The sequence below is a fragment of the Collimonas rhizosphaerae genome, from assembly GCF_038896935.1.
Lineage (GTDB): Bacteria > Pseudomonadota > Gammaproteobacteria > Burkholderiales > Burkholderiaceae_D > Collimonas > Collimonas rhizosphaerae.
Genome location: NZ_JBANDC010000007.1, coordinates 41,821 through 55,810, shown reverse-complemented (window position 1 = coordinate 55,810; position 13,990 = coordinate 41,821). Strand labels below are relative to the sequence as shown.

Below are 13,990 nucleotides of genomic sequence, written 5' to 3'. Positions count from 1 at the left end.
TTAGGTCGCTATCTGCCCGGCGATTTGCTGAATCTGGATGACCACGAATTCAGCAGGCTTGAGCGGAGCAAAACCTACCACGATATTCACGATGCCCAGGTTGATATCGTTCTGCGTCGTGGTTTCCTTGTCGCATTTGACAAAATAGGCGTCCTGCGGGGTCTTGCCCTGGAACGCGCCTTGGCGGAACAGGTTCTGCATGAACGCGCCCACATTGAGACGGATCTGCGCCCACAAGGGGTCATCGTTAGGCTCGAATACCACCCACTTGAGCGCGCGGTACAGGCTTTCCTCTATAAACAGGGCGGTACGGCGCACCGGCACATATTTCCATTCCGAGCCGACAGAATCGTTGCCGCGCAAGGTACGTGCGCCCCAGATGATGGTGCCGTACACGTTGAAGTCGCGGATGCAATTGATCGCCTGCGGATTGAGCACGCCATTTTCCTTGTCAGTCAGGGGCACGGCTGCGCCGGCCACTCCGCTCAGGCTGGCATCGGTTCCTGCAGGCGCTTTCCAGACACCTCGGCTGGCATCGGTCTTGGCATACAGGCCGGCGACAAAGCCGCTGGGCGGGAATGCTTTCAGGCGGTTTTCTTTCAAGGGATCGGGTGCATTCACCCAAGGAAAATAATAAGCGGCGTTGATTGCATTGTCGCCGGTGAGTCCGGTTGCGCCGTTCTTCTGCGAGGTAAAGGTGGCGTCCGATGCGCAGTCGGCGATCAGGAATGCACGGTGATCGCGGCAATATGCTTCCAGGGTGGACAAGGTGGTGGCGTCGCTTTCACCCGGCACGATTAACAGGTTGAACAGGTCGACATGGTCGAGCAGGTACACTCCGCCTACCTGGCTAGGAGGGAGGAGGGCGGTGCCGAAGGCGGCATCGGACGGCGCCAATACGGTGCCGTCGGCGCCGCCGGCCAGTTTGGCGGCATCGGGAATAATGCCATTGGCCGGAATGACGGTGTCGGCTGGCGGATCGGTTGCGTTGTTGACCACCGAGGCGGTTACCAGCGCTGAGTCCTGCTTGAGTACCGTTCCGACAAAGCGCGCATCACCTGGCAGCATCGACAAATTCTCGAATACTTCAGCAGTAACGCCCTTGGGGTCTTGTTTGATGTTGACCACGGCCAGCCGAAAGCGGGTAGCATCGTCTGCGCGTTTGGCGGTCACGATCGCGTAATCCTGGCCCCATAGCCCAGGGTTGGCAGCGGTGACCGTGAGCTTGGTATCGAGCGTGACTGCGGCTGCTGCGGCATTTTCAGTGACAACCGCGCTGCCGCTGTTGGCCAGCCGTACGATGTAGCATTGCTGTCCGCCGTTGGCAAAAAAATGCGATACCGCATAACCCAATAAACTGCGGGTGTCCATGCCGCCGTACTGGCGGGAATAGTCCGACCAGCTCAGGACAAGTCCCGCCGAGTCGATCGGTCCCTTAGGAGCCCAGCCCGCAAAAGCTGCGATGGAAGTGGCGACGCCGGTGATAGTCCGTACACCACTGGGAATTTCCTGGACATAGACACCAGGATAGCTGACTGCGACAGGCATGGAGCATCTCCTTCAGCAAACCCTCGGAGAATCGTCTTCCGAGACTTGCCCACAATTAGAAGCATCAAAACGTCTTGCACAACAATCGTGGCGTGCCCTTACTTCAGAGGAGCACGTTTCCTGATTACTGACCTGACGAAAGAGTCCGGAGGCATCGGGCGAGGACAAACTCGCTCGCCACAGCGGCAATATGGTGATGAACGCGGGGGAGAGTGCTCACGATAGGTCCCTAGATAACGCTAGCCACAAGCTTCTCCCGCATTGCTGCGCGCAACTGGAGGAAGGTTTTTTATGTTGTTGCCGTACGTCAATATCGCTTGAATTCAACATAGTTTCTGTTCATTTGGAAGTCAAGTTTTTTGACGCGGCCTCGCGCTTCAACTTCGCCGGCCGCGGATAGATGGACTGGCAGGCAGACTGGATAACGGCAGCCTCAAGTTATTCAGTCTGCAGGCGGAATATTCAATCGCGTGGCGCGCCTGATCAAGGCTTATTGAATATGGCAGCGCTTAAACATTGCCGTAAAGCGCCCGGGGCCGATCATTCAGCGTTTCCGCAAGTATCTTCAACGCCACGATCAGGTCTTCCCGCGACGAGGCGCTGGAAAGATTGATTCTTACGCCGTGTTCGCTTTCCGAGCGATCGACGGCAAATGCCGAAGCCGGCATCACGCTAACGCCGCGCGCCTTTGCGTTGGCTGCGAAGTCATCGGCGCGCCAGGGGGCCGGCAGGACCAGCCAGATAAACATGCATGCGGGATCACTGCTGATCTGCGCGCCGTTAAGAATGCCATGCGCCAGGTCGTGGCGATATTTCAGTTCTTTGCGTTGCGCTGCGAGCAGCTGGGCAGTGATGCCATTCTCGATCCACAAGGAGGCGATCAGCATGGAGATCGGCGCCGGCATCCAGGCGGTGGTGCGCACCGCTTCGGCGGCAATCGCGGCACGGTGCGGCGGTGTCGCTAAAAAACCGAGGCGCAAGCCAGGAGCCAGCAGTTTTGAAGTCGAGGAAATGTGATATGTGCGCTCAGGGCACAAGCTCGCCAGCGGCGGCAGGCGCTGATCGACCAAGGGGCCGTAGACATCATCTTCAATGATCTGGATGTCATGGCGCCGAGCAATTTCCGCCAGCGCGGCCCGGCGCTCCAGGCTCATGACAACGACGGTAGGATTCTGGAAGTTCGGTACGATGAAAATCGCCTTCACCTTGCGTGCTGCACACTCGCGCTCAAGCACTTCCGGCAACATGCCCTGAGCGTCGCTGGCCACTCCGACGATCTCGAAATGGAATACCGGCGCCAGTGCCTTCAAGCCATAGTAAGTCAAGCGGTCCGCCAGTATTGCACCGTCGATTCCCATCAAGCTGTTCATCACCGCGTACAGCGCATGCTGCGCGCCGCTGGTGACAACGACATTCTCAGGGTCCGGTTCAAAGCCGGGCGCCGCCATCCATTTCGCGCCAGCGGCCCTGGCCCAGGATGGACCTTGCGGCGGCTGATACTCCTGCAATTCGACAAAACGCGGATCTTTCGGCAGAACGGCCATGGTCAGCGCCAGCTGGTCAAGATAATCGCGCGTCGCCGGACGGTTCATGGTCAGGTCGATGCCGTTGGAATGGGACGGGCCGACGGCCGGCACATGCGGCATCGCGCCGCCGGTCACCATCGAACCGCGCCGCTTGCTGCCGATCACCAGTCCGCTTAGCTGCAATTCGCGATAGCTGCGCGACACGGTCGAGACATTGATGCCCATTTCCTCCGCCAGTTGCCGCTGCGGCGGCAGGCAACTCCCCGGCGCATAGACACCGCTGCGGATGTCGGCTTCCAGCTTGGCAGCCAGCTCCTGGTAGGTGAACGGTTTTGCCAGTCCGGGGCGACGCAGGGGAGGGGCGAAATGACGATTTTCGTGTTTTGGCAAGAGAATGGCTCCATACAAAAATAATTTGAATCGTGCAAACACGGGCATTGTAACCCAGTCTTGTGTTTCTGATTATCGACAACATTGCTAGAAGATAAGAGTTTGTGGCCGCTAGAAGGGAAGGATAAAAATATCTTGTACCCATACAAAACTTATGTAAATATATGAATTGTAAATTTTGTGTGGACACTAAAATTATTTGTATTACCATCTAAAGTAGAAGAGCACACCCGGTGCGGACGGTCTGCAGCGGAAAGCTCGGCGTACTTGGACATTCCTTTATCTACGGGCGGACCGGTCATGGCAAATGTGGCAGTTCTCGGCGCTGGTTTTGTTGGCCTGTCGGCAGCGTATTGGCTGATGCGGGACGGTCACCAGGTCACCGTGTACGATCCGGCCGGCGTCGCCGGCGGCGCTTCGTATGGGAACGCGGGCACCTTTGCCAACTATGCGTGCATCCCGGTAAATAATCCGTCGGTGTTCCGGGATCTTCCCCGTTTCTTGCTATCTTCGGACAGCCCGTTTCGCCTGCGCTGGGGTTACCTGCCGCAATTGGCGCCGTGGCTGGCGCGGTTCCTGTGGAACTCGACGGAACGGCGCTATGCTGCTTCCGCCGGCGCGCTGTCGGTGCTGCTGAGCCGTGCGCATGACGGCTATCGTGAAATGATCGAACAGGCAAACCTGGCGCAGTTCATCCGTCCCAGCGAGTGCCTGTATCTGTATTCGGGGGCGGCGGCCTTCCGTGCATCCGAGCCGGCGTTAACCTTGCGGCGCTCGCTTGGCGTCGATTTCAGCATTGTCAGCCGCGAGCAGGTCCAGCAAATGGAACCGCAATTGAGTCCTCTTTTCGACCGCGGCGTCCTGTTTTCCGGCTCCTGGTTTTTGTCTGACCCGGAGGCCTTTCTGAAAACCCAGGAAGCCTGGCTAAGCCAATCGGGTTTACGCATGGAGACCCGTGCCGTAAATGCCATCAAGCCGCAACCGAATGGCGTACTGCTGGAAACCGCCGCGGGCAGCGCGGCCTATGACTACGTCGCGGTCTGCGCCGGCGCGCACTCGCGCCCCTTCGCCATGCAGTGCGGCGACCGCATTCCTCTAGACACTGAACGCGGCTACCACATCACGTATCCCGGCACCGCCAATCTCATCTCGCGCCCGGTCGGCTGGGCGGAGCGGGGGTTCTACATGACACCGATGGAAAAAGGCATCCGCGTGGCCGGCACGGTCGAACTGGCCGGCCTGAACCCGCGCAAACACCAAGGGCTGCTGGAATTGCTGCGATTTTCATCGCAGCGCGCCTTGCCGGCGTTGACCGCACCCAGCGAATCCTGGCTGGGCTTCCGGCCGACATTGCCGGACGGCCTTCCAGTGATGGGCCGATCGCGCGCATCGGCACGCGTGATTTATGCGTTCGGCCACCAGCATATCGGCCTGACCTTGGGCGGCCTGAGCGGCGCCGTGGTTGCAGACCTGGTCGCCGGCCGGACTTCGCCGTTCAGCCTGGCGCCGTATGCAGCGGATCGTTTTTACTGAAAGCAGGAAATGCAGATCGGCAGGGCGGCAGGGCAGTAGGGGCGCAAAAAATACAGATCCGGATTCGGGAAGTCGCGCGGCAGGAATGGGATTTGTGTTCTCTCAAACATCAACTTGGAGATGGTCATGAACAAAATATCTTTTCAACTGGCCCTGGCAGGCTTTGGCGTGACAGCGGCGCTCATGCCGGCATGGTGTTTTGGCGCCGGGGAGCAAATCGTCAAAATCGGCCTGACCAGCCCATTATCGGGAGCGCAAGCGGCGATCGGGAAGGACAACCAGAACGGCGCACAAATGGCGATTGATCAGCTCAACCAGCAGGGGCTGGTGATTGGCGGCTCGAAAATCAAGTTCCAGCTGCTCAACGAAGACGACCAGGCCGATCCGAAAATCGGCGTGCAGGTGGCGCAGAAACTGGTTGATGAAGGCGTCAAGGCAGTGATAGGGCCGTACAATTCAGGGGTCGCGATGCCTGCCTCCAAGGTATACAACGATGCGCAGATCGTGCTCGCGGTGATCGCTTCCAATCCGAAAATAACCACGCAAGGCTATCCCTACGTGTTCAGGGTTACGCCCAGCGACAATGCGCTGGGCGGCACGATGGGCATCTACGCAGCAAAGGAAATAGCCCTGAAAAGAGTCGCGGTGATCGATGATCGCAGCGCCTACGGCGTCGGCGTCGCGGATGAATTCATCAAAAAAGCCAAGGCCAACGGCATTGAAATTATCGGACGCGACTACACCAACGACAAGGCCACCGATTTCAACGCCATCATTACTTCCATCAAGAGCAAGAAACCCGACGGCATATTCTATGGCGGCATGTACAGCCAAGGTTCCGGGATGAAGCGCCAGATGAAGCAGCTGGGGATGAATGTTTACCTGATGGGCGGCGACGGCATCTGCAACGCCGAGATGGGGAAACTCGGCGGCGACGCGGTTGATGAAAAAGTCTTGTGTACGGTCGGCGGCATCATCCTTGACCAGAATCCGCTCGGCAAAGACTTTTCTGCACGCTATGAGAAACGCTTCCAGCTGAAGCCGTTGATGTATTCAATATCCTTCTATGACGGGGTAATGGTGGTTGCAGAGGCAATGAAGAAAGCCGATTCGGTGGATCCGAAAAAATTTGCTCCGGCAATGGCGACCGTCAGTTATAAAGGCATTGCGGGTTCTTACGAATTCGATCAAAACAGGGATCTGAAGAATTCCCCGGTGACTGTCTATCATTTCACCAAAAGCGTGCCTGTGCCGGTGAAGACTTATTGATGCTTGCCATTCGGTCCTTGAAAATTTACTGTACCGCCTGAGGCAGATGCCCGAGGGGCATGGTCATCTGCGCCTTGACCGTGGCAATGGCGAAATTGCTGCGAATGTCGCTGACACCCGGCAGCTTGAGCAACGTGCCTAGCAAGAAATTCTCGTAGGCCCGCAAGTCCGGAACCACGACCTGCAACAGGAAGTCGGATTCGCCGGAAACCAGGTGGCAGGACGCGACCTCCGTCAACAGAGCCACCGCGTTGCGAAAGGAGGTCGATGTCTCCTCATGGTGGCGCTCGACCTTCACCCCGACAAACACCGTCAGCCCCAAGCCAATGCCGGTCCGATCCAGATCCGCGTGGTAGCCACGGATGACGCCGGCCTCTTCAAGCAGGCGCACCCGGCGCAGACACGGGGACGGCGACAAGCCCACTTCTTCCGCGAGTTGCACATTGGTCAGGCGGGCATCGCGCTGTAGCGCGGCCAGGATGCGCCGGTCAAGATTGTCCAACTTCATATTTGGCATGAAATGAATTTTTATATGATATGAATGGCATTCTGTGCCAATTATAGAACATTTGGCGATCCGATTCGCAACGTGAACCCTACGGTATGCAGTTATGCTATCAGGCTCGTAACTATCTATTCAGAAGGCTTCAGGCATGGCGAATCTTGGGATGTTCATTGGCGCACTGGTTGCGGTTTATCTGGTTCCCGGGCCTGACATGGTGCTGGTCCTGCAGACCTCCAGTGCGCAGGGACGCTGGCATGCGTTGGCGACTGCGGCAGGCCTGGGCTTGGCGCGGGCCGCTCACGTCACTTTGGCGGCCGTCGGCCTGGCGACGCTCTTGCGAACCGTGCCTTGGGCCTTCGAGGTGGTGAGAATGGTCGGCGTGGCGTATCTGGTCTGGCTCGGGATCAAACTGGTGCGAGCCTCGTCCCTTGTACCCGAAACCTCCGCGGCGACGTCCGCTGTCTCAGCGCAGGCCTACCGTACTGCTGCCTGGCGCGGCCTGTTGACCAACATTACCAATCCCAAGGCGTTACTGTTCTGTTCGGTGCTGTTGCCGCAGTTCGTGCATGCAGACGCCGGCAACGTCGCTGGCCAGTTCTTGCTGTTGGGCGTGTTACTCGTGGCAATCGGCTTGCTGTTCGACGTTCTGTACGCGACGGCAGGTGCGGCCCTCGGCTATTGGATAGAAAGGCGTCCTGTAGTCCAAACCGTACAGCGCTGGACATTCGCTGTACTGCTGATCGGTTTTGGCGCCCGGCTGGCCGTTGCGGGCCAGCCGGGGTGAGGCCCGTTATTTGTGCAAGCGCTCTGATGTAATAATGTTGGCGCAAAAATCCATCTAACTCATTGGTTATTGCAGCCGCCATTGTTGGCAAGCATTATTGAGCCAGTCCCATTGCTGGATATTGGTCGTGTCGGCCGTGCCACAGTTGGAAACATCCAACACCTTTCCGCTATTGCGCGAGGTCAAGCGGAACCAGGGAGCGGTGGTCGTTGTTACCTGCCATTGCTGACTGGCGCTACTGCTGCAGGTATTTTGGATCACGTTGCCGCCATTGGCTGTGGAAGATCCGCTGACATCCAGGCACATGCCGCTGTGCTCGCTATAAATACTGGAGTATCCGTTGCCCAAGTCCACCATTTGCCAATTCTGCCAAGCAAATCCATTGCACGTGTAGAGGTCGACATTGCTACCCGCGCTGGTATTGGGTTGCTGAACGTCCACGCACTTGCTGCTGTTTTGGTTGACGAGTTTTTTATAAGAACTCAGGGCATTTCCGCTGTAACCCGCTGCAACGATATTGACCTGCACGGCGTTTTCGGTTGCATCAGAAGGCTTGCCTGTTGTCATTGCGCCTTCATAGAAATTACCGATTGCCACCTTGCTGTTGTCACCGCCAATACCCAAAATAATGGCACCTTCTTTGTGGAAAGGCACATATCCTGACGTAGTAGGCAGCGGCCCCGCATAATCGGTTTTTAACGGGCCAGTTTGGGCATCGCCATCCCTGATGGAATATGTCGTGGCGTCTTGTTTAATCATGGCCGTGACAAAAGTGGTATTGCGGCCAGTATTATTCGTATTGCTTCCGTTGCCGCCCAGGAATAGCCCATTCTCAAGGTCTGCCATGACCCAGGGGCCAGATCCGGTACATGCGAACCAGCACAGAGTGCCAAAGTAGACCGCATTCATGTGTCCATTGCCAGTATCAAGGTTATTTGTCTCGGCATTGCCATAATCAAAGCAGCAACCATTATTCACATGGGTAGCGCTGGTAACCATGTATACGCCTTCTGATGCGCTGCCGGTTGCAATGCCTGAGGTGTTGTTACGCCGATACCCGACGCCCGCGGAGATATAGACCGCATACGCAGACTTTCCGCCAATCGTCACCTTCAATGCGGTGGCACTGCCTGTGATGTCTGCGCTACCGTTTCCCCCGGCCGGCGCAACGGTCAAGTGATTTCCATTTGCGGTCTGGTCATAGATCGTTTCAATGGTACATACGGAGCCTGCACAGAAAGTATCTTGTGCAGCAGCATTGGCAATACCACCGGCTGTTAAAGTGCCAATATCCATGGTGGCGCCATTAGATGCGCGCTTGACCTGATACAGCTTTCCGTTATACGCCCCAAACAAGGCTCGCACTGTGCTGTGGGCCGCAGAGCACGGCGTACCTCCCGCAGCGTAAATGTCACAAGTACTTGTGGCGGCCGAAGCCTTTGGCAACAAACCCACGCTGAAAAATACGATAAGCGCCAAAAGCATTAAAAAGCGATTTATTGTACTTACGGCATGCCTACTCAACGGGCGGTGCCCATTCAACCCCAGCTGCACGCAATGATTTTTCATTTAGTCTCCATAGTTATTTATTTTGATACCATGTCTCTCGACACTCCATTCCACCTGCCATTACTTCTCAACCCGTAAAATCCATTGCGGCAAAAACGTATTGTGTTAAGTGCCTGATAATGTGAATGTCAATGAAGTGAGCCGATGCCGGCAAATCCGCCACACCCCAGCTTGAGCGGACCGCGTCAGCTTGGTCTCCGGTGAGCGAAATCTCCTTGGGTCATACACCATCGGCGGAAGCCGGGGAGGGCCGAGAAATCTGTTTCCCCGCTTCTATTCCGCCACTGATCGACCTGCGCGAGATCCGGGCTTCTGCGTGGTCAAGCGCATCTAAATATTCACCGGTAGCGGTTTTTTTCCGGCTCTGCACCAGATTCGACAAATCGGTGCTTGCCTGGCTGTCGCCATGCTCTGCTAGCGTTTCGAGCTGCCTGACCAGATTTGCCGCGTCGGCGTTGATCTTGGTGCATTCAGACGGTGCCGCATTCGGTTGCTGGATTCCCTGGCATGGCCATACCAGATCTAGCTTGGCGCGCAAGATCTTCGCGTCTCCATCCGCGGTAGCGACCAACGGTTCCGGATCATTCAAACAGTTCGAAGCGCCTCGCCCGTATGGGTTGCTCAGCACCATGTCGGCGCAACGCAGGTTGCCTTGTGCCGCAGCATCTGACGAATCCGCCATCGCCTGGAACTTGGCATCGGGCGCCGGCAATGGTATGGTGCCGTCCGACTGCCGGGCGCTTATCAGCGTGAGCACGGCGCTGTGTGGTTGATCAGCGCCTATCAGCAGGTAACAGCACAGGCACGCCGCGGCAATCATGCAGCATCCCGGGAATACTTTTTGAGCAACAGACATTTCTTCTTTTCCTTCTTTGCTGAGCTTCCAGTGACCACCTACGCCGAACAATTAACGCTGGAGAGGGCATTCAGTTCGGGCGCCAGGTTCAACTTCCACACAAGCCCGACTATCGCCGTCGCTCAAATTGATTGCCTCTGGCCAATATTAGCAATCATCATTTCAGGAAGCCAATCACATGTTGCATCGGATTGATATCAATTTTCTTATTGGTGGTGTCTTCTGTGATCCTTAGTTCGTCCGGGGTGGGGCTACCAGGCGATGCCCGCAGGATCAGTTACTGCGCGGGGCGATGGAGCGTTCAGCGTTGAAATACTGAACCCTTAGGAGCTTGAACTGGGCGTCTTGACCTCGGGCGGAATGGAACCCAGTGACCCACGCGGCATGTTCCTGCCGACCTTCAGATATCTTGCGGCTGAACTCGGGAACATGTTTGCGGATGGCCGGAGGTACAGCGTTTCAATATATGGCATTATCGGGAAGTGGCCAGGCTAAAAAAAACTCCTGCTCATGGCAGGAGTCGAGAAGCGCGAGGTGCTGGATTTGCTTGCTGCAGGTTGGATAGGGAGTAAGTGGATGTCGCTTACCCTGAGCTTCGCGGCACTATAGCGCGATATCTGGCACTTTTTTCACTTGTCCAGGGTGCTCGATGGGAGCGGCCCCTTGAACGAAGCCCTCCAAACTTGGCGATGCGATAGTCAATTGCAAAGTTTCAGCGGTGCTTGCCCATGTCGTCGCAAGCAACTGCGGGTTCTCATTGAGCTTTTGTCCATAAGTGGGAACGATCTCGCGAATTTTTTTCTGCCAGGCAGGTGTCTTCATCCGATCGGGGAAAACTTTCTCCAGCAGTGACAGCATGATCGCTGGCGAGGTAGAGCCACCAGGTGACGCGCCCAGCAATGCAGACACGGAGCGATCTTCGGAAACTACGACTTCGGTACCCAGCTTCAATACGCCGCCCTTGTCGGGGATGTTCTTGATGATCTGCACACGCTGACCGGCTTGCCACAAACGCCAGTCTTCGTCCTTTGCCTCAGGCATGTAGCGGCGCAGCGCCGCCATCTTGTCTTCCCTGGACAGCTCCAATTGCTGCGCGAGATATTTGACAAGTGCAAACTCATGGGCGCCGACTTGAAGTTGCGGAATGATATTGGAGGGCGTGGTTGCCTTCGCGATATCGAAATACGATCCGTTCTTGAGGAATTTGGTGGACCAGGTGGCGAACGGCCCGAACAGCAGCACGGTTTTACCATCCAGCACTCGGGTATCCAGATGCGGCACCGACATCGGTGGCGAACCCGTATCCGCCAGGCCGTAGACCTTGGCCAGATGGCGCGAGGTAATGGCGGGATTATCCGTGACCAGGAATTCGCCGCCTACCGGGAAACCGCCATACTGCTTCGCTTCAGGAATGCCCGACAACTGCAGCAGCGGCAATGCGGCGCCACCGGCGCCGATGAAGATGTGGCGTGCATCAACGGTCTGAATCTTGGAACTATTCTTGATGTCGAAAGCCGATACACGCCAGGAGCCATCCTCATTGCGGGTGATCGAGCGTACCTCATATCCGGTGGTGATCTTGCTGCCCGCATTGCTGCTGAGATGCTTGTAGAACTGGCGGGTAATCGAGCCTAGGTTGACATCGGTGCCGAGCGGCGAACGGGTGGCGGTGACCATCTCGTCCGGCTTGCGGCCTTCCACCATGATCGGAATCCATTCAGCAATCTTGGTCGGATCCGTCGTCATTTCCATGCCAGCGAACAGCGGCGATGCCTTCAAGGCCGCGACGCGTTTGCGAATGAATTCACGGTTCTCCGGACCAAAGACCAAATTCATGTGCGGTGTCGAATTGATGAATTCGCGCGGATTGCCCAGAACGCCCTTGCGCACCTGATGCGACCAGAATTGGCGCGAGATCTGGAAGTTCTCGTTGATGCCGATCGCCTGGGTAATATGCACTTCACCCTTGTCGTCCATCGGGGTGTAGTTCAGTTCGCAGAGCGCCGAGTGGCCGGTGCCCGCGTTGTTCCAGCCATTCGAACTTTCTTCCGCCACTTTGTCCAGGCGCTCGAACACTTCATAGGTCCAGCCAGGCTCCAGCTCGGACAGATAGACACCGAGCGTCGCACTCATGATGCCGCCGCCGATCAGCAGCACGTCCACCGTGCGATCCGCCTTGGCGGCACGGAACTGGCCACCGAACAGGACCGAGTAGCCGCCCCATACGGCTGCGGCGCCAACGGCAGCGCCAATAAATTTACGTCGGGAGAAGCGCTTGCCTTTGGCGTTTACTACCGTATTCTTGTTATTTGTTTGACTCATGGAAATTTTTCGTCGTAAGTAATATTGAAAGCGATCGGCACCCTCAATCAAAAAAAACGGTGCCGGATACCGAAAAAACCTCATTCAATCGAGGAACAGGTGCGCAATTATGCTTGATTTGCAAGCTCATCACAAAACAAACAATTCCAATCACATTGATCGGATGTGAACTTAACGTAGCTTTCTTCCAGTCTGTTTACTTTCGCGCGTGATCTCACGATAAATAAACACTGAGGCAGCAAACCAAAGTGCGACCGCATTGAGAGAACTCCCGGATGAAGCACAGTGTTTCCTCGACAGTTAAACCACAGCGGCGCTGAACGACTCGGGCCGCCGCGCAAGCAGATGAGACAGTCGTTGAAGACCCGCCTGTAAGCGCCCACGGTCCTTGATGCTACCCAAAGAGATCCGAATTGCATTCACCGATCCGCTGCCAGTTGCGAATGCCTCCGCCGGCGTGACTGCGATGCCCTCGCTGTCGGCTGCACGCGCAAGCTGTGAGGAGTTCCAATACGCCGGCAACTCGAGCCATACATGCAGGCCGTCTCCGGCGCCGCTATACCGCCCCGCCAGAATATCCCGAGCCATCCGGTGGCGCAGGCGCGCCTCGTTGCGTACGCCTTCCATCAATCCGTCAGCCGAACCGTCGAGGATCCACTGAGTGGCCAGTGCGGCCGTCAGAGGAGCGACCATCAGCGCAAATGATCTTAGCGAGACCAGGAAACGTTCGCGTTCGTGCGGGTCGCGTATTAGCACGAAGGCGACACGCAAGCCGGGTGTCAGGCATTTCGACAGGGTTGAGATGTAGTACACCTGTTCCAGGGCAAACGTGGCAATAGGTGGTGGCGGGGCATCGGCAAGGAGCCAGTAGGGATCGTCCTCGACGATGCGTACATTGCAGCGCTTCGCGATGCTGGCGAGCTCCTTGCGCCGGCGTTCCGGAATGGTGATGGCGGTCGGGTTCTGTAATGTCGGATTGAGGTAGACCAGCCCAGGCTTGTGCCGGCGGCACGCTTCCTCAAGCATCTCAGGCTCCATCCCGTGCTTGTCCGCTTCCACCGCAATGATGTGCCGGCCGAATTGGGTCGCTGCGGCACGCAAGCCGGGATAACTCGTTGGTTCTGCCAGGATGACATCGCCAGGCTGCGTCAGCGCAAGGATCAATGCGGCGATCGCCGCTTGCGCACCCGGACAGACAACAACCTGTCGAGAATCCAGATGTCCAAACATCGGTTCGAGCCATTTGGCTCCAGCCTTACGGTCGGAGTCGCTTCCCCCGGCCAAGTGGTAAGTCATCAGCAATTCATTATCTGCCCTCATCAGTACTTGAGACAAACCTTGTTTCAACATGTCGTCGAAGTCCACGCCATCCGGCGGTGGCGGGGTATTCATGCTCAGGTCGAGGATCGAGGTCAATTCGACTTTCGGCGCCGCGACATAAGTGCCTCGAGCGCCGCGGCCCTCCAACAAGTTGCGGCGTCTGGCTTCGTCGTATGCGCGCGTGATCGTCGTCAGGTCGACGTCCAGCTGTGCTGCCAACTGGCGCTGCGGAGGTAGACGGTCACCCGGTTTCAGCGATCCTTCTGCCACCGCCGCCTGCAACGCATCCGCAATCTGCAAAAAACGTGGCCCGCCGTGCACGGCCAATCGCGGCAACCAGATTGGCAAATTTTCATCTTGCATGTTTT

Annotated in this window: 10 protein-coding genes; 3 read left to right on the top strand and 7 right to left on the bottom strand. The window is 56.9% G+C overall.

Annotated elements, in window-relative coordinates; genetic code table 11:
* Together V8G57_RS11630 and V8G57_RS11625 are read right to left on the bottom strand one after the other, a co-directional pair.
* A complete protein-coding gene (locus V8G57_RS11630) occupies nt 1-1,548 on the bottom strand; it encodes a phage tail sheath family protein (protein WP_342829525.1) in 1,548 nt (515 codons plus the stop codon).
* 509 nt (nt 1,549-2,057) lie between these two features.
* Nucleotides 2,058-3,464, bottom strand: coding sequence for an aminotransferase-like domain-containing protein (locus V8G57_RS11625; protein ID WP_425458269.1), 1,407 nt, complete (start codon nt 3,462-3,464; stop codon nt 2,058-2,060).
* Between the two features lie 300 nt (nt 3,465-3,764).
* On the opposite strand from V8G57_RS11625, the gene V8G57_RS11620 reads away from it, so the two are divergent.
* Nucleotides 3,765-4,997 carry an NAD(P)/FAD-dependent oxidoreductase gene (locus V8G57_RS11620; RefSeq protein WP_342829524.1) on the top strand — a complete coding sequence of 411 codons (1,233 nt, stop codon included), beginning with the start codon at nt 3,765-3,767 and terminating at the stop codon, nt 4,995-4,997.
* Between the two features lie 126 nt (nt 4,998-5,123).
* On the top strand, nt 5,124-6,266 hold the full coding sequence (locus V8G57_RS11615; protein ID WP_342829523.1) for a branched-chain amino acid ABC transporter substrate-binding protein: 1,143 nt from the start codon (nt 5,124-5,126) through the stop codon (nt 6,264-6,266).
* 25 nt (nt 6,267-6,291) lie between these two features.
* Here the strand turns inward: V8G57_RS11615 and V8G57_RS11610 are convergent, their stop codons facing one another.
* Nucleotides 6,292-6,783: an Lrp/AsnC family transcriptional regulator gene (locus tag V8G57_RS11610; RefSeq protein ID WP_342829522.1), complete on the bottom strand. Its 492-nt coding sequence runs from the start codon at nt 6,781-6,783 to the stop codon at nt 6,292-6,294.
* A 136-nt stretch (nt 6,784-6,919) separates the two neighbouring features.
* On the opposite strand from V8G57_RS11610, the gene V8G57_RS11605 reads away from it, so the two are divergent.
* Nucleotides 6,920-7,555, top strand: a complete 636-nt coding sequence (locus tag V8G57_RS11605; RefSeq protein WP_342829521.1) for a LysE family translocator — start codon at nt 6,920-6,922, stop codon at nt 7,553-7,555.
* Nucleotides 7,556-7,621: 66 nt separating this feature from the next.
* On the opposite strand, the gene V8G57_RS11600 is transcribed toward V8G57_RS11605, so the two are convergent.
* The 4 genes from V8G57_RS11600 to V8G57_RS11585 all read right to left on the bottom strand — a co-directional run bounded on the left by V8G57_RS11600 (nt 7,622) and on the right by V8G57_RS11585 (nt 13,985).
* Nucleotides 7,622-9,124, bottom strand: coding sequence for an arabinofuranosidase catalytic domain-containing protein (locus V8G57_RS11600; RefSeq protein WP_342829520.1), 1,503 nt, complete (start codon nt 9,122-9,124; stop codon nt 7,622-7,624).
* A gap of 220 nt (nt 9,125-9,344) precedes the next feature.
* Nucleotides 9,345-9,980: a hypothetical protein gene (locus V8G57_RS11595; protein WP_342829519.1), complete on the bottom strand. Its 636-nt coding sequence runs from the start codon at nt 9,978-9,980 to the stop codon at nt 9,345-9,347.
* A gap of 603 nt (nt 9,981-10,583) precedes the next feature.
* Entirely contained in the window at nt 10,584-12,302 is a 1,719-nt protein-coding gene (gene mqo, locus V8G57_RS11590) for a malate dehydrogenase (quinone) (protein ID WP_092399423.1), read from the bottom strand.
* Nucleotides 12,303-12,602: 300 nt separating this feature from the next.
* Nucleotides 12,603-13,985, bottom strand: coding sequence for an aminotransferase-like domain-containing protein (locus tag V8G57_RS11585; protein WP_342829688.1), 1,383 nt, complete (start codon nt 13,983-13,985; stop codon nt 12,603-12,605).
* Nucleotides 13,986-13,990 lie beyond the last annotated feature (5 nt).

Bases quoted from the DNA above. Each gene is read 5' to 3' on its own strand.
- V8G57_RS11630 (WP_342829525.1), bottom strand. From the start codon at position 1,548: ATGCCTGTCGCAGTCAGCTATCCTGGTGTCTATGTCCAGGAAATTCCC.
- V8G57_RS11620 (WP_342829524.1), top strand. From the start codon at position 3,765: ATGGCAAATGTGGCAGTTCTCGGCGCTGGTTTTGTTGGCCTGTCGGCA.
- V8G57_RS11615 (WP_342829523.1), top strand. From the start codon at position 5,124: ATGAACAAAATATCTTTTCAACTGGCCCTGGCAGGCTTTGGCGTGACA.
- V8G57_RS11610 (WP_342829522.1), bottom strand. From the start codon at position 6,783: ATGCCAAATATGAAGTTGGACAATCTTGACCGGCGCATCCTGGCCGCG.
- V8G57_RS11605 (WP_342829521.1), top strand. From the start codon at position 6,920: ATGGCGAATCTTGGGATGTTCATTGGCGCACTGGTTGCGGTTTATCTG.
- V8G57_RS11600 (WP_342829520.1), bottom strand. From the start codon at position 9,124: ATGAAAAATCATTGCGTGCAGCTGGGGTTGAATGGGCACCGCCCGTTG.
- V8G57_RS11595 (WP_342829519.1), bottom strand. From the start codon at position 9,980: ATGTCTGTTGCTCAAAAAGTATTCCCGGGATGCTGCATGATTGCCGCG.
- mqo (WP_092399423.1), bottom strand. From the start codon at position 12,302: ATGAGTCAAACAAATAACAAGAATACGGTAGTAAACGCCAAAGGCAAG.
- V8G57_RS11585 (WP_342829688.1), bottom strand. From the start codon at position 13,985: ATGCAAGATGAAAATTTGCCAATCTGGTTGCCGCGATTGGCCGTGCAC.